The 21,873-nt window shown below is 66.8% G+C and carries 20 protein-coding genes; 16 read left to right on the top strand and 4 right to left on the bottom strand.

Translation table 11 applies throughout. From position 1 onward, the window contains the following. Positions 1-3 precede the first annotated feature (3 nt). The 10 genes from WDM91_05865 (at position 4) to WDM91_05910 (ending at position 12,018) form a co-directional block, all read left to right on the top strand. Positions 4-1,932 carry a Gldg family protein gene (locus tag WDM91_05865; protein ID MEI9994099.1) on the top strand — a complete coding sequence of 643 codons (1,929 nt, stop codon included), beginning with the start codon at positions 4-6 and terminating at the stop codon, positions 1,930-1,932. Positions 1,933-1,941: 9 nt separating this feature from the next. Continuing rightward, entirely contained in the window at positions 1,942-3,039 is a 1,098-nt protein-coding gene (locus tag WDM91_05870) for a DUF4340 domain-containing protein (GenBank protein MEI9994100.1), read from the top strand. Continuing rightward, entirely contained in the window at positions 3,036-4,118 is a 1,083-nt protein-coding gene (locus WDM91_05875; protein MEI9994101.1) for an aromatic ring-hydroxylating dioxygenase subunit alpha, read from the top strand. The genes WDM91_05870 and WDM91_05875 overlap by 4 nt, the downstream gene beginning before the upstream one ends. A 204-nt stretch (positions 4,119-4,322) precedes the next feature. Beyond that, positions 4,323-7,661, top strand: coding sequence for a carbamoyl-phosphate synthase large subunit (gene carB / locus WDM91_05880; protein ID MEI9994102.1), 3,339 nt, complete (start codon positions 4,323-4,325; stop codon positions 7,659-7,661). A gap of 181 nt (positions 7,662-7,842) precedes the next feature. Then, positions 7,843-8,316 carry a transcription elongation factor GreA gene (greA, locus tag WDM91_05885; GenBank protein MEI9994103.1) on the top strand — a complete coding sequence of 158 codons (474 nt, stop codon included), beginning with the start codon at positions 7,843-7,845 and terminating at the stop codon, positions 8,314-8,316. A gap of 234 nt (positions 8,317-8,550) precedes the next feature. Next, complete coding sequence (locus WDM91_05890; GenBank protein ID MEI9994104.1) at positions 8,551-9,252, top strand: response regulator transcription factor; 702 nt, start codon at positions 8,551-8,553, stop codon at positions 9,250-9,252. 21 nt (positions 9,253-9,273) lie between these two features. Next, a complete protein-coding gene (locus WDM91_05895; protein ID MEI9994105.1) occupies positions 9,274-10,833 on the top strand; it encodes a stimulus-sensing domain-containing protein in 1,560 nt (519 codons plus the stop codon). Continuing rightward, positions 10,834-11,277 carry an HPr kinase/phosphatase C-terminal domain-containing protein gene (locus WDM91_05900; protein MEI9994106.1) on the top strand — a complete coding sequence of 148 codons (444 nt, stop codon included), beginning with the start codon at positions 10,834-10,836 and terminating at the stop codon, positions 11,275-11,277. 52 nt (positions 11,278-11,329) lie between these two features. Then, positions 11,330-11,740, top strand: a complete 411-nt coding sequence (locus WDM91_05905; protein MEI9994107.1) for a PTS sugar transporter subunit IIA — start codon at positions 11,330-11,332, stop codon at positions 11,738-11,740. After that, positions 11,737-12,018: an HPr family phosphocarrier protein gene (locus WDM91_05910; GenBank protein ID MEI9994108.1), complete on the top strand. Its 282-nt coding sequence runs from the start codon at positions 11,737-11,739 to the stop codon at positions 12,016-12,018. Before WDM91_05905 ends, WDM91_05910 begins: the two co-directional genes overlap by 4 nt. Positions 12,019-12,021: 3 nt before the next feature. On the opposite strand, the gene WDM91_05915 is transcribed toward WDM91_05910, so the two are convergent. The 3 genes from WDM91_05915 to WDM91_05925 are packed head-to-tail and all read right to left on the bottom strand — an operon-like array spanning position 12,022 to position 14,201. Then, complete coding sequence (locus tag WDM91_05915) at positions 12,022-12,585, bottom strand: type 1 glutamine amidotransferase domain-containing protein (protein MEI9994109.1); 564 nt, start codon at positions 12,583-12,585, stop codon at positions 12,022-12,024. Positions 12,586-12,638: 53 nt separating this feature from the next. After that, positions 12,639-13,283 carry an ankyrin repeat domain-containing protein gene (locus WDM91_05920; protein MEI9994110.1) on the bottom strand — a complete coding sequence of 215 codons (645 nt, stop codon included), beginning with the start codon at positions 13,281-13,283 and terminating at the stop codon, positions 12,639-12,641. 51 nt (positions 13,284-13,334) lie between these two features. Continuing rightward, entirely contained in the window at positions 13,335-14,201 is an 867-nt protein-coding gene (locus WDM91_05925; protein ID MEI9994111.1) for a helix-turn-helix transcriptional regulator, read from the bottom strand. A 228-nt stretch (positions 14,202-14,429) separates the two neighbouring features. Here WDM91_05925 and ahcY point away from each other — a divergent pair, with 228 nt between their 5' ends. The 6 genes from ahcY (at position 14,430) to WDM91_05955 (ending at position 21,488) form a co-directional block, all read left to right on the top strand. Beyond that, the gene (gene ahcY, locus WDM91_05930) at positions 14,430-15,836 is read left to right on the top strand and encodes an adenosylhomocysteinase (protein MEI9994112.1); all 1,407 of its coding nucleotides are present in this window, start codon (positions 14,430-14,432) and stop codon (positions 15,834-15,836) included. 56 nt (positions 15,837-15,892) lie between these two features. Further along, positions 15,893-16,372: a GNAT family N-acetyltransferase gene (locus tag WDM91_05935; GenBank protein ID MEI9994113.1), complete on the top strand. Its 480-nt coding sequence runs from the start codon at positions 15,893-15,895 to the stop codon at positions 16,370-16,372. Between the two features lie 2 nt (positions 16,373-16,374). Then, entirely contained in the window at positions 16,375-16,770 is a 396-nt protein-coding gene (locus tag WDM91_05940; GenBank protein ID MEI9994114.1) for a GFA family protein, read from the top strand. Between the two features lie 363 nt (positions 16,771-17,133). After that, positions 17,134-19,479: a PAS-domain containing protein gene (locus WDM91_05945; GenBank protein ID MEI9994115.1), complete on the top strand. Its 2,346-nt coding sequence runs from the start codon at positions 17,134-17,136 to the stop codon at positions 19,477-19,479. A gap of 177 nt (positions 19,480-19,656) precedes the next feature. Then, complete coding sequence (locus tag WDM91_05950; GenBank protein MEI9994116.1) at positions 19,657-20,808, top strand: PAS domain-containing sensor histidine kinase; 1,152 nt, start codon at positions 19,657-19,659, stop codon at positions 20,806-20,808. Positions 20,809-20,915: 107 nt separating this feature from the next. Then, positions 20,916-21,488 (top strand): DUF2807 domain-containing protein, encoded by a 573-nt coding sequence (locus WDM91_05955; GenBank protein MEI9994117.1) that lies wholly within the window; start codon positions 20,916-20,918, stop codon positions 21,486-21,488. 63 nt (positions 21,489-21,551) lie between these two features. Here the strand turns inward: WDM91_05955 and WDM91_05960 are convergent, their stop codons facing one another. Beyond that, the gene (locus WDM91_05960) at positions 21,552-21,872 is read right to left on the bottom strand and encodes a 2Fe-2S iron-sulfur cluster-binding protein (protein MEI9994118.1); all 321 of its coding nucleotides are present in this window, start codon (positions 21,870-21,872) and stop codon (positions 21,552-21,554) included. Between the last annotated feature and the right edge of the window lies 1 nt (position 21,873).

The raw sequence follows: 21,873 nt of genomic DNA on the forward strand, positions 1-21,873 counted from the left end.
CCGATGAAGCCGCTGCCGCGTCGCCTCTACGCCATTGCCGCCCTCGTGCTCGCCGCGGTCATCTTCGTCTGCGTGAACATCGCGGCCGACATCGCAATCACGACCGCCAAGCTCGACCTCACGGAGAATGGCCAGTTCACCCTCGCGCAGGGTACGCGCAACATCATCCGGAAGATCCCCGAGCCGATCACGCTCAAATTCTTCTTCTCGAAAAAAGTCGCCGCGGACTATGCGCAAACCTCGGCCTATGCCAAGCGGGTGCACGACCTGCTCCGGGAATACGCCGCACTCAGCCATGGCAAGATCGTGCTGCAGGAAATCGATCCCGAACCGTTCTCCGCCGCGGAGGATGAGGCGACCTCGAACGGGCTGAGCGGCGCGCCGACGGATTCCGGCGATACCGTCTATTTCGGCCTCGTCGGCACCAACCGGATCGATGGCAAGGAGGTCATTCCGTATTTCAGCGCCGAGCGCGAACAGTATCTCGAATTCGACCTCTCGACGCTGATCTACCATCTGTCGCAGCCGCAAAAGCCGGTGCTCGGGATCATTTCGAGTCTGCCGCTCGATGGCGGCGGCGGCGGGATGCAGGCGGCGCTGCAGGGTGGATCGCAGCCCTATGCGATCTATTCCGAGCTGATCCAGACCTATACGACACAGATGCTCGATCCCGCCGCGCGCCAGATCCCCGCGAACATCTCGGTCGTGATGGTGGTGCATCCGGCGGGCCTCTCGGCGGCGGCGCTTTACGCCCTCGACCAGTTCGTGCTGCGCGGCGGGCGGGCGCTCGTCTTCGTCGATCCCAATTCCGAATTGCTCCAGGCGGGCGGCGGCATGGATCCACGCGCCGGCGGCGATCCGTCGTCCGACCTGCCGCGCCTGTTCCAGGCCTGGGGTGTCGGCTATGCGCCGGACAAGGTGGTCGCGGACCGCGAGCTCGCCCAGCGCGTCCAGGTATCGAGCGATCCGCGCAATCCGGTGGCGAGCTATCCGGTCTGGCTGAAGCTCGTCCCGGCGGATTTCGATTCCAAGGACATCGTCACCGCCGCGATGCAGTCGCTCAACCTTGCAAGCGTCGGCGCGCTGCATGCCCTGAAGGGCGCGACGACGACCTTCTCCCCGCTGGTGCGCTCCTCGGCGCAAGCCGCGCTGCTGGACGTGCAGGCGGTGCGCTTCAATCCGCGCCCTCAGGATCTGATGGGCGCGATCAATCCGACGGGTGAGCGCTTCGTCATCGCGGCGCGCGTCTCCGGTCCGGCGAAGACCGCGTTCGCGGATGGACCGCCCGCGGCGATGACGACTGGCGGTCAGCCGCCGCCCGGGCCGCTGCCGCCGCAGATCAAGGATTCGGCCGGGCCGATCAACGTCATCGTGATGGCGGACAGCGATATTTTCGACGATCGCTTCTGGGTGCATGTCGAAAACGCCTATGGCAAGCGCGTCGCGGCGCCTTTCGCCGACAACGGCGCCTTCGTGATGAACGCGGTCGAGAACCTGATGGGCTCGAGCGACCTGATCACGCTGCGTACCCGCGCCACCAATGATCGCCCGTTCACGGTGGTGAAGGACATGCAAGCCGAGGCGCAGTCCGCCTTCCAGGCCGAAGCCGAGGGCCTGCAGACGCAGATGACCGCCGTGCAGCAGCGCCTGCATGAGCTCGAACAGGGCGCCAGCGTCAACGGCCAGCCTGCCAATGCCCAAGGCCTGAGCCCGGCACAGCAAGCGGAGATCGACCGCTTCAAGAAGCAGCTGGTCGAGATCCGCACGAGGCTGCGCGACGTCCAGCATCGCCTGCGCAAGGATGTCGACGACCTCGGCAGTTTCCTCGCCTTCGTCAACATCGCGCTGGTGCCGCTGCTCATCGTCATCTTCGCCATCGCGCAGGCTTGGCTGCGCCGGCGCCGCCGCCGTGCGCGCGCGCTGGCAGCCTAGGAGCGCGCGATGGACGTCAACACGATCCTCTCCGATCCGCGCCGCCGCAATCTGGCGATCCTCGCCGCCGTGGCGCTCGTCAGCCTGCTGCTCGCCATCGGCGCCGTCTGGCAGGAAGCCGATGAAGGCCTGCCGGCCTACAAGCCGCAGCAGTTCTTCCGCGGGTTTGCACGGGACGTCCGCAACGCGGCGCATATCCATATCGCGTCCAAGACGGGCGCGTTCGACGTCGTCTTCGTGCCCGAAAAGGGCTGGGTCGTGCCGCAGCGCGGCGACTATCCGGCCTCGTTCGATCTCGTCCAGCGCACGCTGGTGGGTTTTGCGGCCTTGCAGACCATCGAGCCCAAGACGGCGCGGCCGGAACTGTTCGATCTCGTGGGGCTCGACCCTCCGCCGCGCGGCAACGGCGTCGCTATCACGGTGAGCGACGACAAGGGACGCGAGCTCGCGGCGCTGGTCGCCGGCAAGAGCGAAGACATCGGCGATCCTTCCGGCGCGACCGGGTTGTTCGTACGCCGCCCGAACGAGAATCAGGCCTGGCTCGTCCGCGCCGTGTTCGAGCCGCGGCCGGCAATCTCCGACTGGCTGAGCAAGCAGGTGCTGAATCTCGACCGCGCGCGCATCCAGGAGGTGGATTTCGACCCGGCCGGCGGCACCACGCCTTTCGTCGTGACCCGGGCCCGGCCGAGCGAGCCCGACTTCAAGGTGCTGCCGGTGCCCGCCGGCAAACCCGCGCCCGACGCCGGCGTGGCCGACAGCGTCGCGTCGGCGCTCACAGAGTTCGGCTTCGACGACGTGCGGCCGGCGCATGAACTGGATTTCGCCAACACCGCGCTCACCGCCCGCGCCGTCACCAAGACCTTCGACGGGCTGAAAGTCACCGTGAATGTGCAGAAAGCAGGCCCGGATTACTGGGCGACGGTTTCTGCAGAGGCCTTCGGCCCCGGCGATTCGGCCAGGGAGGCGATCCAGATCAATGCACACGCCTCGGGATGGGCGTATAAATTGCCGGCGTTCAAGGGCCAGCTTTTCATGACCACCCTCGACAGCCTGCTCAAAGCTCCCGCACCGGGTGCCGGCCTGCCGCCAGGCATGGCGCCGCAATGACGGTCGAGACGTCCCTGCCCGCCGGTGCCGCGGAAGCGGTGCCGCTGTTTCTGCGCGACTGCTGGTACATGGCGTGCCTGGCGTCGAAAGTGGGCAAGGCCGGCAGCCTGCGGCGCGAGATGCTGTTGGGCGAGCCGGTGCTGGTCGGGCGTGGGCGGGACGGCAAGGTCTTCGCGCTGCGCGACATCTGTCCGCATCGCGGCGTGCCCTTGTCCGCCGGCAAGGTGCTGGCCGACAATACGGTCGAGTGCCCTTATCATGGCTGGCGCTTCAAGCAGGACGGTATCTGCTCGCTCATTCCGTCGCTGGTCGGCGGCGAGGTCATCGAGCCGGACAAGATCCGCGTCCGCGCCTATCCGGTGCGCGAACAGGATGGGCTGATCTGGGTCTATATGGCGGCCGCCGGACGCGAGGCGGCGCCGCCCCGCAATGCGCCGCCCAAGGTCGGCGTGCCGAACGCCACGCCGCGCTGGAGCGAGACGCAGCTCTTCCACTGCAGCATCGACCATGCCGTGATCGGCCTGATGGATCCGGCGCATGCGCCCTATGTGCATGGCCGCTGGTGGTGGAAGGTGCGCCCGAAGGACAAGGCCAAGACCTATGCGCCGCTGGCCAACGGCTTCGTGATGACGCGGCACAAGCCGAGCAAACCGATGTATGCCGTGCTCGGCACCGACGTCTCGACCGAGATCACCTTCGAGCTGCCCAGCGTCCGGTTCGAGAACATCTCGGGCACCGTGCTGGGACGCAAGATCGACGTGGTCGGCTTCACCGCCTGCACCCCGCGCGATGCCGATACGACGGACGTGACGCAGGTCTTCTACTGGCCGATCTGGCTCGGCTTCATCAGGCCGTTCTTCCAACTGCTCGGCCCGACCTTCCTGGGCGACGACCGCCGGATCGTGGAGCTGCAGCGCGAGGGCCTGAAGTTCAACCCATCGCTGATGCTGATCCAGGATTCGGACGTCCCGGCCATGTGGTACCACCGTCTCAAGAAGGCCTGGGCGGAATCGACCAAAAACGGCACGCCGTTCAGCAATCCCGTACAGGGTGAACGCACGCTACGCTGGCGGAGCTAGGCGAGTCGGGCCCGACGAAAGCCCGCCTGCGGTTGAGCCGGCCCGCTCGGAGCCTCATGCCGGCTGCATCGCCCCGTGGACGGTTGCGAGGAAGGGGTTGCGGCCCCCGCCCTACCCCTCTAAACGATCCCCTTAACCTGCAATTCCGGGCCCCCACGGACGCCGTTTACGCGCGCCCGCAGAGGCTCGCGCGCGCGAGATGAGATGCCCAAGCGTACAGACATCCATACGGTCCTGATCATCGGCGCGGGGCCGATCGTCATCGGCCAGGCCTGCGAGTTCGACTATTCCGGCGTCCAGGCCTGCAAGGCGCTGCGCGCCGAAGGCTATCGCGTGGTGCTGGTCAACTCGAACCCGGCCACGATCATGACCGACCCGGGCATGGCGGACGCGACCTATATCGAGCCGATCACGCCAGAGTTCGTCGAACAGATCATCGCCCGGGAGCGGCCCAATGTGCCGGAGGGCCGCGTCTTCGCCCTGCTCCCGACCATGGGCGGCCAGACCGCGCTCAACACCGCGCTGTCGCTGCGCAAGCGCGGCGCGCTCGAAAAATACAAGGTCGAGCTCATCGGCGCTTCGGCGGACGCGATCGACAAGGCGGAAGACCGCGAGCTGTTCCGCGAGGCGATGATCAAGATCGGCCTCGAAGTCCCCAAGGGCGTCACGCTGAAAGGCGAATTGCGCCACAAGAAGGACCCTTATGGCGAGTTCATGTATGACAGCCGCGGCGGGGCGATCATGGAGCTGGCCGCTGAATCCGCGGCGCGGGTCAAGGACGCGCTGAAGCTGGTCGGGCTGCCGGCCGTCATCCGGCCGTCCTTCACACTGGGCGGCACCGGCGGCGGCATCGCCTACAACCGCGAAGAATTCTACGAGATCGTCGCCCAGGGCCTCGAAGCCTCGCCGACCAACGAGGTTCTGATCGAGGAATCCGTGCTCGGCTGGAAGGAATACGAGATGGAGGTCGTGCGCGACAAGCACGACAACGCCATCATCATCTGCTCGATCGAGAACGTCGATCCGATGGGCGTTCACACCGGCGACTCGATCACCGTGGCCCCGGCCCTGACGCTGACCGACAAGGAATATCAGCGCATGCGCAACGCCAGCATCGCGGTGCTGCGCGAGATCGGGGTGGAGACCGGCGGTTCGAACGTGCAGTTCGCGGTCAATCCCGTCGACGGCCGCATGGTCGTCATCGAGATGAATCCGCGCGTCTCGCGCTCCTCCGCGCTCGCCTCGAAGGCGACGGGTTTTCCCATCGCCAAGGTCGCGGCGCGGCTGGCGGTCGGCTACACGCTCGACGAACTGCAGAACGACATCACCCAGGCGACCCCGGCCGCGTTCGAGCCGACCATCGACTACGTGGTCACCAAGATTCCGCGCTTCGCCTTCGAGAAGTTTCCCGGCGCCAAGCCTTTCCTCACCACTGCGATGAAATCGGTCGGCGAGGCGATGGCGATCGGGCGGACCTTCGCGGAGTCGATCCAGAAGGCGCTGCGTTCGATGGAAACGGGCCTCACCGGTTTCGACGAGATCGCGCTGGAGAACGACGAGAACACGATCCGCGCCGCGCTCGGACAGGCCACGCCGGACCGGCTGCGGGTGGCGGCACAGGCTATGCGCCTGGGTTTTCCGCTCGCCGAAATTCACGCCATCACCAAATACGATCCCTGGTTCCTCGGCGAGATCGAAGCGATCATCGGCGTCGAGGCGCAGGTTCGCGCGGCCGGGCTGCCGAAGGACGCAGCCGGCCTGCGCCGTCTCAAGCAGATGGGTTTCTCCGATGCCCGCCTCGCGACGCTCACCGAAACGAATGCCAAGGCCGTGCGCGCCGCCCGCTTGGCCCTCGGCGTTCATCCGGTGTTCAAGCGGATCGACACCTGCGCTGCGGAATTCGCGGCGCTCACGCCCTACATGTATTCGACCTACGAGACGCCGTTCGACGGCACGGCCGAGTGTGAGGCCAAGCCGTCCGACAAGAAGAAGATCATCATCCTGGGCGGCGGTCCGAACCGCATCGGCCAGGGCATCGAGTTCGACTATTGCTGCTGCCATGCGGCGTTCTCGCTGTCCGAGCAGGGCTTCGAGACCATCATGGTCAATTGCAATCCGGAGACCGTCTCGACCGATTACGATACCTCCGACCGGCTCTATTTCGAGCCGCTCACCGCGGAGGACGTGCTGGAGATCGTGCGCGTCGAGCAGTCCAAGGGCACGCTCGCCGGGGTCATCGTGCAGTTCGGCGGCCAGACGCCGCTGAAACTCGCCAATACGCTGGTCGAGGAAGGCGTGCCGATCCTGGGCACCAGCGCCGACGCCATCGACCTCGCCGAGGACCGCAAGCGCTTCCAGGTCCTGCTCCACGACCTCGCGCTCAAGCAACCGCGCAACGCGACCGCGATGACCGCCGAAGAGACCATCGCGGCGGCCCGCGTCATCGGCTATCCGGTGATCCTGCGTCCCTCCTATGTGCTGGGCGGCCGCGGCATGGTGGTGTGCGCCGACGAGGCGCATCTGAAGACCCAGGTGCAATCCGGCGAATTGTTCCGCATCTCGGGCGACAACCCGGTGCTGATCGACGGCTTCCTGCACCACGCGACCGAGGTCGACGTCGACGCCATCTGCGACTTCGAGGAAAACGTCTTCATCGCCGGAATCATGGAGCATATCGAAGAGGCCGGCGTGCATTCCGGCGATTCGGCGTGCGCCATCCCGCCCCATTCGCTGAAGCCCGCGACGCTGCGCGAGATCGAGCGCCAGACCATCGCGCTGGCCCGCGCGCTCAAGGTCCGCGGCCTGATGAATGTGCAATATGCCGTGCAGGGCGAAGACATCTATGTGCTCGAGGTGAACCCGCGCGCCAGCCGCACCGTGCCGTTCGTCGCCAAGGCGATCGGCCTGCCGGTTGCCGCCATCGCGGCGCGCGTGATGGCGGGCGAGATGCTCAAGAGCTTCGACCTGACGCCGTCGAAGTCGCCGCACATCGCCGTGAAGGAAGCCGTGATGCCCTTCGCGCGCTTTCCCGGTGTCGACCCGATCCTCGGGCCCGAGATGCGCTCGACCGGCGAGGTCATGGGGCTGGACGCCAATTTCGGCCGGGCCTTCGCCAAGAGCCAGATCGGTGCCGGCCTCAAGCTGCCCTTGAGCGGCTGCGTCTTCATCTCGGTGCGCGACGCCGACAAGGATTTCGCGATCGCGCCGGCGCGGCGCCTGAGCGCCCTGGGCTTCGACATCCTCGCCACCCGCGGTACGGCCGATGTGCTGGAAGCGGCGGGCGTCGCCGTGAAGCGGATCAACAAGGTGCTGGAGGGCCGCCCGCATGTCGTGGACGCGCTCAAGAACGGCGAGATCCATCTGGTGTTCAACACCACCGACGGCGCCCAGGCGCTGACCGACTCGATGTCGATCCGGCGCACCGCCTTGACGCTCAAAGTGCCCTATTACACGACCATGGCGGGCGCCGCGGCGGCGGCGGAAGCAATCGCGGCGCTGCAGCATGGCGACCTCGACGTGCGGTCCTTGCAGAGCTACGCCTAAGCCCAACCCTTGAAGTCGGGCTCTACCGGTCCTACTATTTACCGGTTGGCGCCCCCGTATGGGACGGTAAAACCAAGGCGTAACAAGGATTTAATAGATACACCCTCAGACTTCGCAGCCGGCGTCCCTGCCAAGGCGGGTCCGGGCGGAGCATCTTTGCCGATAGCAGGACGATTGTGCCATGGAACGTATTCCTATGACCGCCGCTGGATACAAGCACCTCGAGGACGAGGTGAACCAGCTCAAGAACATCGACCGCCACGAGATCATCAAGGCGATCGCCGAGGCGCGCGCGCATGGCGACCTGTCGGAGAACGCCGAATATCACGCGGCCAAGGAGCGCCAGAGCTTCATCGAAGGCCGCGTCATGGAGCTGGAAGACCAGATCGGCCGCGCCGAAGTGATCGACGTGTCGAAGCTCACAGGCTCGACCGTGAAGTTCGGCGCCACCGTGACGCTGGTCGACGAGGATTCCGACGAGAAGCGGAAGTACCAGATCGTCGGCGACGTCGAGAGCGACGTGAAGCGCGGCAAGATCTCGCTGTCGTCGCCGATCGCGCGCGCGCTGATCGGCAAGGGCAAGGGCGACACGGTCGAAGTCTCGACGCCGGGCGGCGCGCGCTCCTACGAAATCCTCAAGGTCGAATTCGTGTGACCGCGCTGCCGGAAGATGCGCGGTTCGCCGCCCTCTTCCGGCGCGTGCGGCCGGCGTCGCTCCGCCGAAGCCGCGGCCCGGCGCCCGAGATGCGCGCTGACACTCCCTGGAACGCATCGCGAACGGGCTCGCGCGGGTATCGTTCGCGCGATCGCAAACGCCGCCGCGGCGGCGCCCGCTTTGCTTTGCCGGACACGGGCTTATACTGGACCTTGCTGCAAGGGCCCTCGAATCATGGCGAACATCGCACTCGTCGACGATGACAAGAACATCCTGGCCTCGGTCAGCATGCTGCTGGAGCAGGAGGGCTATCACGTCCGGACGTTCTCCGATGGCGCCTCGGCGTTGACGGCGTTGTCGGCCAATGCGCCCGATCTTGCGATCCTCGACATCAAGATGCCGCGGATGGACGGGCTCGAGCTGCTGCGCCGCCTGCGCCAGACCGCCGACCTGCCGGTCATCTTCCTCACCTCGAAGGACGAGGAGATCGACGAATTGATGGGCCTCAATGCCGGCGCCGACGACTATATCCGCAAGCCGTTCTCGCAGCGCCTGCTGCTCGAGCGCGTGAAGGCCGTGCTGCGCCGCGCCGATGCCAACAAGGGCCTGCCGCCGGGACCGGAGGGCAAGACCGAAGCACTGGTGCGCGGCAAGCTGGCACTCGATCCGCAGCGCCACGAATGCACCTGGGATGGCAAGCCGGTGCGGCTCACCGTCACCGAATTCCTCATCCTCCAGGCGCTGGCGCAGCGTCCCGGATTCGTGAAGAGCCGCGACAGCCTGATGGACGCCGCCTATGACGACCAGGTCTATGTCGACGACCGCACCATCGACAGCCACATCAAGCGGCTGCGTAAGAAATTCAAAGTGGTCGCGGACGATTTCGACGCGATCGAGACGCTGTATGGCGTCGGCTATCGCTACCGCGAGGCGTAACGCCTGAACATGGCCACCGCGATGCCCCCGCGACCGCGCTTCTCCGCGCTGACGCGGCGCATCCTCCTGTTCAACGGCTTCGCATTGGTCGTGCTGATCGCCGGCGTGCTGACGGTGCAGTGGAACCGCGCCAGCCTGGTCGACGAACGGCTCAGCGGCATCCAGCAGCAGGCCCAGATCGTCGCCAGCACGCTCGCCGAATATTCCACCGACGAGTTCAACCACATGGTCTATGTGAGCCAGGCCAAGCCCCTGCTCCGCCAGACCATCGCACCGACGCGGCTGCGCGCCCGCCTCTACGACACCAACGGGCATCTGCTGATCGACACCCGCTATCTCCTGGCGCGCAACGTGGTGCAGGTCGAGGACCTGCCGCCGCTCGACTGGTGGGACCGCTTCAAGGCCGACGTCTCGCGGCTCTATGAGGGCGTGATGGGGGTGCGGCCGTTCACGCATATCGATCCCTATTTCGAGGCCGGCGACGACGGCCGCGTCTACAGCGAGGTGACGACGGCGCTGGGCGGCGACGTGGCCTCGGCCGAGCGCGTCGACGAGCACAACAAGCTCGTGCTCTCGGTCGCCATGCCGGTGCAGCGTTTCAAGGCCATCTACGGCGTGCTGCTGGTCTCGACGGAGGGCGGCGATATCGACGACATCCTGCGCGACGAGCGGGCGACCCTGATCCGGGTGTTCCTCGTCGCCGTTGCGGTGATGGTGGTGTCGTCGCTTTTCCTGGCGCGGTTCATCGCCGAACCGATCCAGCGCCTGGCGCGCGCGGCGGACGAGGTGCGCGGCGGCCATGCCGGTCGTGCCACGATACCCACTATGGAAGAGCGCCGCGACGAGATCGGCGATCTGGCCGAAAGCCTGTCGGCCATGACGCGGGCGCTCTACGACCGGATCGACGCCATCGAGCGCTTCGCCGCCGACGTGGCGCATGAGCTGAAGAATCCGCTGACGTCGCTGAAAAGCGCGGTGGAGATGCTGGCGCGGGCCGGCACGGACGAGCAGCGCGCGCGGCTGATGGGCATCGTGCGCAACGACGTCAAGCGCATCGACCGGCTGATCACCGACATCTCCGACGCCTCGCGCCTCGATGCCGAGCTCAGCCGCGAGACCAGCGAGCGCGTCGACCTGGCGCATCTGCTCGAAACCATCGTCGAGGTCTACCGCTTCACCGAGATCTCCAAGGGCGTGAACGTCGAGCTCGCCGTCGACCTTCCGCCGCAGGCGCGCGTACTGGGACGCGACGAGCGCTTGGGCCAGGTGTTCCGCAACCTGATCGACAACGCGGTGTCGTTCACCCCGGAAGGCAGGACCGTCACGGTGTCGGCGAAAGCCGAAGGCGGCGTCGCGCGCGTGACGGTGGAAGACGACGGACCAGGCATCCCGCCCGACAATCTGGAGACCATCTTCGAACGCTTCTACACGGAGCGGCCGCACGCCAATTTCGGCAACAATTCCGGCCTCGGTCTCTCGATCGCGCGCCAGATCGCGCAAAGTGCCGCGGGACGGGTCTGGGCGGAGAACCGCGAGAACGGCGGCGCGCGCTTCGTCGTGGAACTGCCGCTGGTGCGCTGAATGACAAAGCCGCTCAACATCCATGCGACCTGCGTCCGCTTCGGAACCAAGGGCGTGCTGCTGCTCGGCAAGAGCGGCGCGGGAAAATCCGACCTCGCGCTGCGCCTGATCGGCCGCGGCGCCGTGCTGGTGGCAGACGACCGCTGCGACCTCGCCGTGGTGCAGGGCCGGCTCGTCGCCCGCGCGCCCAAGGCCATCGCGGGCCTCCTGGAGGTGCGCGGCATCGGCATCACCAAAATGCCGCATGCGGCCGCCGCGACGATCGCGCTGGCGGTCGATCTGTCGGCCCCTGTCGAGCGGCTGCCGGAGGGGAAATCTTATGATATGGCGCTTAAGCTGGCCGCGCCGCCGCCTTTGATCGCCGTCAATGCGTTCGAGGCTTCGGCGGCGGACAAGGTCATCCTGGCGCTTCGCCTCGGCCGCCGCGCTGTCAAGCACAATTGATGCCTGTTCCGCCACTTGAACCTTGCTATCGTGCCGCCATATAGGGGCTCTCATGATCGGTATCGTACTCGTCACCCACGGCCGTCTCGCGCAGGAATTCATTGCCGCGATGGAACATATGGTGGGGCCGCAGACCCATCTGCGCGCCGTCTGCATCGGACCGGAGGACGACATCGAGCGCCGCCAGCGCGAGATCGCCGCCGCGGCGAAATCCGTCGATTGCGGCCGCGGCGTGGTGATCGCCACCGACATGTTCGGCGGCACGCCGTGCAACCTCGCACTCACCGTGCTGGAGCGCGGCAAGATCGAAGTGCTCGCCGGCGTGAACCTGCCCAGCCTCATCAAGCTGATCGACGTGCGCAACAAGCTGCCGCTGGACGAAGCGGTGAAGCTCGCGATCGCCGCAGGCCGCAAATACATGCGCGCCGGCTCGGCCGACCTGGCGGGCGTCGCCAAGGAATGAGCGAGCCGCAACGCCGCGTCGCCATCGCCAAGATCACCAACAAGCGCGGCTTGCATGCGCGCGCCTCGGCGAAGATCGTGGAGGCCGCGGCGCGCTTCGAGTCGGACATCACCATCGCGAAGGACGGCCAGAGCGTCAACGCGCGCTCGATCATGGGCCTGATGATGCTGGCGGCGAGCCTGGGCAGCGAGATCGAAGTGACGGCGGAGGGCGTGGACTCCGCCGAGGCCTTGACCGCCATCCTGGCGCTGATCGAGGCCAAGTTCGGCGAAGAATGAGCCTCAGGCCGCTTCGCGCCGGTAGTGCCTGCCCTCTTCCACCTCCTCGACGATCTTGCCGACGAACGCATCGAGGTCCTCGGGCGAGCGGCTGGTGACGATGCCGTTGTCGACCACGACCTCTTCGTCGAGCCACGTCGCGCCGGCGTTCTCGACGTCCCTGCGGATCGACTTGAACGACGTCGCCTGGCGGCCCTTCAGCGCGCCGGCCTGCACCAGCAGCCATGGCCCATGGCAGATCGCGGCGACGACCTTTCCGGCCGCGAGAAATGCCTTGACGACCTTCATCGCATCGTCGTCGACCCGCAGCTTGTCGGGGTTGATCACGCCGCCGGGAATGACCAGCGCGGTATAGTCCTCCATCTTCGCATCGGCGATCTTGAGATCGGCGGCGGCGGGGCGGCCCCAATCCTTGCGGTCCCATCCCATGATCGCCTTGCCGTCCGGCGTGGCGACGTCGACCTTGGCGCCTTTGGCGCGAAGCTGGTCGCGCGGAACCTCCAGTTCCAGTTGCTCGAAGCCGTTGGTGGCGATGATCAGAATGCGGGCTTTGGCGATGTCGGTCATGACGCGTCTCCTGTTCTCGACAGAGAACCGGCGCGCGGCAAAGCGGTTCCGCGTCAGGCAAGTCGCGCGGCAAGTTCCGCATGACCGCGTTCGCGGGCGATGTCTCCGGCGGTCTTGCCGTCGCCCTGGGCCAGCGACCGGTCCGCGCCCGCCTCGAGCAGCGTATCGACCGCGGCGTCGAAGCCGTTGGCGGCGGCGATCATCAGCGCGGTGTAGCCCTGCTTCTGCTTCGCATCGGGATCGCCGGTCGCGGCGATGAGCTTGATCATCGCGGCCTTGCCGATGCGGCGGCCGGCGCAGGCCGCGTGGATCGGCAGGTTCTGTTCGAAGGCACGGCCCATGATCCGCGCATTCGCGCCGAGTGCGAGCAGCGTCTCGACCGCGGCGTCATTGCCGACGAACGCCGCGAGATGCAGTGTGGTCCAGCCGTCGGGCGAAAGGAGATCGATGGTCCAGGGCGCCGCCCCGACCAACGCCTCCACCCGCGCCGCATCGCCCGCCAGCGCCGCGTCGTGCGGACCAAGTCCGCCATGCCGCTTGATCGCCTCGGCCGCTTTCGCATGCCCGTGGAACAGCGCGAAACGATAGAGCGACTCGCCATCAGCATTGTGCAACCGCGTCAGGTCGGCGCCCTTCAACGCAACGTCCAGCGCTGGAACACCGTCGGCGGCAGCCAGCGTAAACAAATCGGCGGTCATGACGTCATTCCCCTCAGCACGCCGCAAGGTTAATCCGGCGCCGAGCAAATCTCATCTGCCGGAATTGCGAATTTGCCCCGGCGTCGCGCCAAAGCGGCGGCGGAAGGCTCGGTCGAAAGCGGTTCGGCTTTCATAGCCCGCGCGCCGCGCGATCTCTTCCACAGGGTCGCCGGTCAGCAGCAAAGTATCACGCGCACTCTCCAGCCGCCGCCCTGCCGCCCAAGCCAGCGGCGTCTCTCCATAAGCCGCGCGGAAGACGCGGATCAGGTGGAACGGCGACAGAGCCGCGGTCGCTGCCGCACCTTCCAGAGTCGCACCCTGGTGCGCCTCGATCAGATAGCTCTCCGCCCGCGCGGCCCGGCGCAGGATCTCCTCGCGCGTGCTGCGCCGGATCGCCGGCAGCGCCTGCGCCATGCGGCGGCGTTGCCGCGCCAGCACTGCGACGTCGCCAAGCAAGGTCAGCGCCTGTTCGCGCAGCAGCGCGCCATCCAACTGCACCCGCCACGACTCCGCGCGAAGCTGCGCCAGGCCGCGCTGCAACGCCGCCTGGCTCGGCCCCGCCACGCTGGGCACTTCGGGAAAAGCCTCCGCACGCCCACTGAGCGCAGCCCAGGCCGCATCCGCCAGGACGCGATCGAAGAACACCACGAAACTCTCCGACGGCTCGCGCATATCCAGCCGATAGGCCTGCCCGCGGTTGAGCAGCAGCTGCGCATTGCCCTTGAGCGCAAACCGATGCCCCTCGCTGCGATAGCGTGCGAGGCCCTGCGGAATCCATTTGAGCGATAGCTCCGGCTCGTCCCCACCGCCCTCGAACCGCGCGCCGCGGGCATTGAGGATGGCGACGCGGGGTCCGGCGCCAAACACCAGCCGCCGGCTGCGCGCGGGTGTAATCAAATCGGGTTGGTCAAGAAGCACGGACACACCTGTACTTTGCCCCGCCTCGTCGCTTGACGCGAGCCGTGCAACCAGGCACATTCGTTCTCTATATGTTCTCAGCGGTGGAGGGACCGAATTGAATTCAAAAAAAGTGAAATTCAGCCCACATAGGGCATCTGAATAAAGATATGTAGATTTCTTTATATCCTCCTTGCGGCTCTGCCGGGCCGCTGCTATATCGCGCTCGCTTTCGCTCGAAGGAATCTCATGACCGCCGCACAGGACTACGTCGTCAAGGACATCTCGCTCGCCGAATGGGGCCGCAAGGAGCTCAATATCGCGGAAGTCGAGATGCCCGGCCTGATGGCCACCCGCGCCGAGTTCGCCAAGGCGCAGCCGCTCAAGGGCGCCCGCATCGCCGGCTCGCTGCACATGACGATCCAGACCGCGGTGCTGATCGAGACGCTCAAGGCGCTCGGCGCCGACATCCGCTGGGTGTCGTGCAACATCTACTCGACGCAGGACCATGCCGCCGCCGCCATCGCGGCCGCCGGCATCCCGGTCTTCGCGATCAAGGGCGAGAGCCTGAAGGACTACTGGGACTACACCGCCAAGCTGTTCGAATGGCACGGCGGCGGCTATCCCAACATGATCCTCGACGACGGCGGCGACGCCACCATGCTCGTCCATCACGGCCTGCGCGCCGAGAAGGGCGACGTCGCCTTCCTCGAGAAGCCGGAGAACGAGGAAGAGGAAGTCTTCTACGCCCTCATCAAGCGCCTGCTGAAGGAGAAGCCGAAGGGCTGGTTCGCCGAGGTCGCGGCCAGCATCAAGGGCGTCTCGGAAGAGACCACCACCGGCGTGCATCGCCTCTATCTGATGGAGAAGGCCGGCAAGCTGCTCTTCCCCGCCATCAACGTGAACGACAGCGTCACCAAGTCGAAGTTCGACAACCTCTATGGCTGCCGCGAGAGCTTGGTCGACGGCATCCGCCGCGGCACCGACGTGATGATGGCCGGCAAGGTCGCGATGGTCGCGGGCTTCGGCGACGTCGGCAAGGGCTCCGCCGCTTCGCTGCGCCAGGCCGGCTGCCGCGTCATGGTCTCCGAAGTCGATCCGATCTGCGCGCTTCAGGCCGCGATGGAAGGCTATGAGGTCACGACGATGGAAGACGCCGCGCCCCGCGCCGACATCTTCGTCACCGCGACCGGCAATGTCGACGTGCTGACGGTCGACCACATGCGGGCGATGAAGGACCGCGCGATCGTCTGCAACATCGGCCATTTCGACTCCGAGATCCAGGTCGCGGGCCTGCGCAATCTCAAGTGGAGCAACGTCAAGCCGCAGGTCGACGAGGTCGAATTCCCCGACGGCCACAGGATCATCCTGCTGTCCGAAGGCCGCCTGGTGAACCTCGGCAACGCGATGGGGCACCCGTCCTTCGTCATGTCGGCGTCGTTCACCAACCAGACGCTGGCGCAGATGGAACTGTTCGCCAATGAGGGCAAGTACCAGAAGAAGGTCTACACCCTGCCCAAGCACCTGGACGAGAAGGTGGCGCGGCTGCACCTGGAGAAGATCGGCGTGAAGCTGACCACGCTCACCGACAAACAGTCGGAATACATCTCGGTGCCGCAAGCCGGACCGTTCAAGCCGGATCACTACCGGTATTAGTTGAAGCGATCGGGCGGCACCTTCAAAGTGCCGCCCGAAGTGTTTGAGGCGAGCCGATGGTTTCCGTCCAACTGCGCCACGCCGATCTCGACGACACCGACACCATCGTCGCGCTGTTTCGCGAATATGCCGGCGGGCTGGGCATCGACCTCGGCTATCAGGGGTTCGAGGACGAGCTCGAATCCCTCCCCGGCGCCTATGCGCCGCCGCGCGGCGTGCTGCTGCTGGCCGAGATCGACGGCGAGGCGGTCGGCTGCGTCGCGGTGCGGCCGCTGCACGGCACGGCGTTCTGCGAGATGAAGCGGCTCTATGTGCGCGACCGCGCGCGCGGCACCGGCGCCGGCCGGTTGCTCGCCACCGCGGCGATCGCGGAAGGCAAGCGCATGGGCTACAGCGCGATGCGCCTCGACACGCTGTCGACGATGCAGGCCGCGCTCTCGCTCTATCGCGGGCTCGGCTTCAAGGATATCCCGGCCTATTACGAGACGCCGGTCGCCAGCACGGTCTTCCTGCACAAGGCGCTGGACGGGGAATGACGATGGCGACGCGCACCGCCACCTGCTCCTGCGGCCAGTTGCGCGTCACCTGCGAGGGCGAGCCGGTCCGGATCTCGATGTGCCATTGCCTCGCCTGCCAGAAGCGGTCCGGCGCGCCGTTCGCGGTGCAGGCGCGCTGGCCGCGCGCGCGGGTCACCTTCGAAGGCACGGCGACCATTTATGTGCGGACCGGGGACAGCGGGAGCACGGCCAACTTCCACTTCTGCCCGACCTGCGGCTCGACGGTGCATTACGACATGCCGCAAATGCCGGACGTCGTGGCGGTCGCGGTCGGCGCCTTCGCCGATCCGAAATTTCCGCCGCCGACCGTCTCGGTCTACGAGATCCGACGCCACGACTGGGTTTGCGTGCCGCCGGATGCCGAGCACCACGATTAGGATGGCGGTCCAAGCGCTCGGCCGCATGCTGAATTTCGCCTTAAGCATTGAAAGATGACGATAAAAATTCGTGCCAGCCGATGGCGCGCGATTCGATTCTCCGTACCCGGACTTTGTAATCGGCTGATTTGACTCGGAAATTGGAATTTGCCGCAAAATGTTGTGAGCAGTCCCATATTTGGATTTTCACACTTTCTTAACCACATTCTCTTGCGGCTCTCTGGCCTCCGTATCATGTTGATTCCACAGTGATTCGTCGCTGTTGACTCGAATCGGGGAAGCGCCGGGATGGGTCCCAGCAAGGGACAAAACAAGCGCCCTGGCATCAGGGGAGGATTTTGGGGATCGCGCGCCTTGGGCGCCGTGCTGACCGGATTCCTGCTTGCACCCAGCCCCGCTCTCGCCGCGCCCGACCTCGCGACGACGCAGCAGATTCTCGTGCTCGGTGCCGTGACGACCGGAGCGCTGGCGCTCGCGATCGCGGCGGCCTTGTGGGCGCTGGCGGAGCAGAACCGCGCGGGCAAGCTGCGGCGGGCGCTGCGCCAGTCGGGGGCGCGGACACGGGCGGCGGTGGGCGAGCGCGATGCGCTGCTGCAGGCCGGACGCGAGGCGCTGATCGTGTGGGGCCGCGACGGCACACCGCCGATCGCCTATGGCGGCGCGGAAAGCATGCTCGACGCCTGCCTGGCGGGACCCGATGCGACGGTCGTGAGCCAGGCGCTCGACGATCTTTCGGATCGCGGCGCCGGCTTCACCCTGACCGGACACGACAAGGACGGCCGCGCCTTCGCGCTGCGCGGCCGCGCGGTGGGCGGCATGGCGGCGGTGTGGATCGAGCAGGCGGCGGTCGTCGCCAGGAGCGGCATCGACTTCCAGGCGGTGCTCGATGCGCTGCCCGTGCCGGTGTGGCTACGCGACAAGACGCTGTCGCTGGTCTGGGGCAATCGCAGCTTCCTGAGCGCCGCCGGCGCCAAGGATGCGCAAGCCGCGGTGGCGGCGCAGGCGTCGCTGGACCGCTCGGAGCGCGACCTGGCAGCGACGGCGCGCAGCCAAGGCGCCGCCTATGAGGCGCGGCGCTTCGCCGTGATCGCCGGGCAGCGGCGCGCGCTGGTCTTCACCGAGACGCCGCTGGACGGCGCGGGCATCGTGGGCAGCGCATTGGACGTGACCGACGTCGCGGCGGCCGAGGCGCGGCTGCAGCAGCATGTCGACGCCCATGCCGACACGCTCGACAAGCTGGCGACGGCGGTGGCGATCTTCGGGCGCGACCGGCGGCTGACCTTCTTCAACCAAGCCTTCGCGCGGCTGTGGGATCTGCCGGACAAATGGCTGGAGAGCCATCCCGGCGACGGCGAGATCCTCGACCGCCTGCGCGAGGACCGCAAACTGCCCGAGCAGCGCGACTACCAGGCGTGGAAGCGCGAGCGGCTCGCGCTCTACGACAATCCGCGCGACTATCCGTCGGAGGATCTGTGGCACGTGCCCAGCGGCAAGACGCTGCGCGTGGTGGCGCAGCCGCATCCGTTCGGCGGTCTCACCTTCCTCTACGAGGACGTGACCGAGAAGCTGGCGCTGGAGAGCTCCTACAAGACGCTCACCAAGGTGCAATCGGCGACGCTCGACACGCTGCAGGAGGCGGTGGCGGTGTTCGGGCCGGACGGCAAGCTCAAGCTGCACAACGCGGCCTTCCTCGGCATCTGGGAGCTCGAGCCGAAAGACGTCGCGGGCGAGCCGCATGTGCGGGCGATCGCCGCGGCCTGCGCCGAGAAATTCGGCGACGAGGCGGTGTGGGAAAGGCTGATCCAGAGCCTCGTCTCCGGCGCCCCGACGCGGCGCGACTGGGGCGAGATCGAGCGCAACGACCATACGATCCTGTCGCTCACCCTGTCGGCGCTGCCAGACGGCGCGACGCTGGTGACCTTCGCCGACGTGACCGACCGGGCGCGGATCGAGAACGCGCTGCGCGAACGCAACGAGGCGCTGGAGGCGGCGGACAACCTGAAGTCCGACTTCATCAAGCACGTCTCCTACGAGCTGCGCACGCCGCTGAACACCATCCTGGGTTTCGCCGAGCATCTGGCGAGCGGCCTGCCGGGCAGGCTCAACCCGGCACAGGAAGGCTATGTGCAGGACATCGTCAGCGGCTCGAACACGCTGAAGGACCTGATCAACAACATCCTCGACCTGTCGCTGATCGAGAGCGGCGCGTTGCGCCTGGAGCTCGAACGCATCGACCTGCACGCCCTGCTGGAGAGCGTGGCGGCGACGGCGCGCGACTGGGCGGCGAAGCTCGATCTCACGCTCAAGGTCGAGGTGGCGCCGGATGCCGGCCTGTTCCTCGGCGACGAGCGGCGGATTTCGCAGGTGATCTACAACCTGCTGTCCAACGCGTTCAAATACACGCCGGCGGGCGGAACGATCACGCTCACCGGTGCGATCGCCGGCGAGGACGTGCAGATCGCGGTCGGCGACACCGGGCCGGGCCTCGCGCCCGAGGTGAAGGCGAATGTATTCGAGCGCTTCGCCTCCAAGCACCGCTCGGGCCAGCGCGCCGGCGCGGGGCTCGGCCTGGCGCTGGTGAACCGCTTCGTCGAGCTGCATGACGGCTGGGTCGAGATCGAGAGCGGGGACGGCACGCTGGTGCGCTGCCACTTCCCGCGCCGCATCCACGACCAGCCGGTTGCGCCGGGCGAGAAGAAGACGGCCTAGGCGAGGCTGCGCGGATATTTCCGCATACGGAACTCAAGGACCGCCGGGAACCCGGCCGCAATTCCCGCACCGGCACAGAAGATGTGCCGAAGCGGGAAGCGGCGCGCGGCTGGTGATCCGCCGACCCGAAACTTTCGTTTACGTGGACGTTCTATGCTTGCCATTGAGGTACTGCGTATGCGTAACGCTTCTGCCGCCGTCAGGCCCGTGTCGACATCGTCGGACGAGCTTCTCTTCAAGAAGCTCGTGGATGCCGTGCAGGACTATGCGATCTTCATGCTCGATCCGGCGGGGCATGTGCTCACCTGGAACCAAGGAGCGGAGCGCAACAAGGGATACACGGCCGCCGAAATCGTCGGGCGGCACTATTCCGTCTTCTTTCCGCGAGAGGCGATCGCACAGGACGACCCGGACCAGCATCTGCTCCAGGCGGCGCGCGACGGCCATTTCGTCGAGGATGGCTGGCGGGTGCGCAAGGACGGCACGCGGTTCTGGGCCCATGTGGCGCTCAGCGCGATCCACGACGCCGACGGCACGCTGGTCGGCTTCTCCAAGGTGACGCGGGATCTGACGCAGCGGCGGCTGCAGGACGAGGCGTTGCGCCTGGCCAGGGACCAGGCGGAGGCGGCGAGCCGGGCGAAATCGGCGCTGCTCGCCAATATGAGCCACGAATTGCGCACCCCGTTGAACGCGATCATCGGCTTCTCGGAAGTTCTGTGTACGGACGGGCTGCGGACGATCACGGACGCCAAGCGGCGCGAATTCGCCGGCGACATCCTGAGCAGCGGCAAGCATCTGCTGAACCTGATCAACACCATCCTGGACATCGCGCGGCTCGAGGCCGGCACCGAGGCGCTGCAGTTCGAGACCGTGCCGCTGGACGAGCTGGTGGCCGAAGCGCTCGTCGCGGTGCGGCCGCAGGCAGCCGCGAAGGTCATTGCCCTGGAGACGAAGATCGCGCCGCCGAACATGCTCCTGGCGGTCGACCGCAGGCGGGCGCGGCAGATGCTCGTCAACCTGCTGTCGAATGCCGTGAAGTTCACGCCGCAGGGCGGCGCCGTCATCCTGCGCGCCGGCATGGCGGACGGCATGATCGACATCGTCGTCGAGGACAACGGAATCGGCATCGACGAGAAGGACATTCCGCTCGCCCTGTCGTCCTTCGGCCAGGTCGACTGCCGGCTGGACCGCGGCCATGCGGGAACCGGGCTCGGCCTTGCCCTCGTCACGCGTCTCGCCGCGCTGCACGGCGCGAGCTTCGTGCTCAACGGCAAGGCCGACGGCGGAACCTGCGCGCTGCTGTCGTTTCGGGCCGCGCCGGGACGCTAGGCGCGACGCGCAGCGCCGCCGCATGGCGGGCCCGCCGGATCGCGATGCGGCCAAACTAGCGGCACGAGCTTAGGCTTGCCGCGCCAGTCGACGAATCCGGAGCTTCCATGAGCCGTGCCAAGACCGCCTTCTTCGCCGCCGCGCTTTGCCTCGCAGCCATACCCGCTTTCGCCGGCCAGAGCGTGCCGCTTGGCCCTTTCCGCGCCATCCAGCTCGAAGGCGGCGGACAGATCGTGGTGCGGCATGGCGCGGCGCAGAGCGTCACGCTGGTCAAGGGCAGCACCGAATTCACCACGCTGGAGGTCCGACCGGACGGCACGCTGGTCATCGAAGCCTGCAACGACCGCTGCCCGCACCAGTACGATCTCGCCATCGAGATCGTCGTGCCGCAGATCGAGGCTGTGGCGGTGAAGGGCGGCGGTGCGATCCGGCTCGAGAGCGGCTTTCCCGCACAGCGCGAATTCGATGCGGCGATCGCCGGTGGCGGCTCGGTCGACGGCCGCGCGGTATCGGCGCAAAGCGTCAATGCCGCGGTCAATGGCGGCGGACATGTCCAGGTTACGGCGAACGGCGCGCTGAACGCGGCGGTCAATGGCGGCGGCCATATCCTCTATTGGGGCCAGGCCGACGTGCACCAGGCCGTGAGCGGCGGCGGCAGCATCGCGCGCGGCGGGGAGTAGGCGCGCCCGCTCCACCCGCTGCGCGATATGATCCCCTCGCCCGTCACCACGGGGGAAGAAACGTCAGTGCTGGCTTTTGGGCATGCGCACGACCAGGCCGTCGAGCTCCGGCGTGACCTTGATCTGGCAGGACAGCCGGCTGTTGGCTTCGACGTCGGGCGCGAAGTCCAGCATGGTGACTTCCATGTCGTCCTTCTTCGGCAGCTTGTCGAGCCAGGCGGCGTCGACGAAGACATGACAGGTGGCGCAGGCGCAGGCGCCGCCGCAATCGGCGTCGATGCCGGGGATCAGGTTCTTCACGGCGCCTTCCATCACGGACCAGCCGGCCGGGACCTCCGCCTCGTGCTCCTTGCCGTTGTGTTCGATGTATTTGATCTTGGGCATG

Source organism: Rhizomicrobium sp., assembly GCA_037200385.1.
Taxonomy (GTDB): domain Bacteria; phylum Pseudomonadota; class Alphaproteobacteria; order Micropepsales; family Micropepsaceae; genus Rhizomicrobium.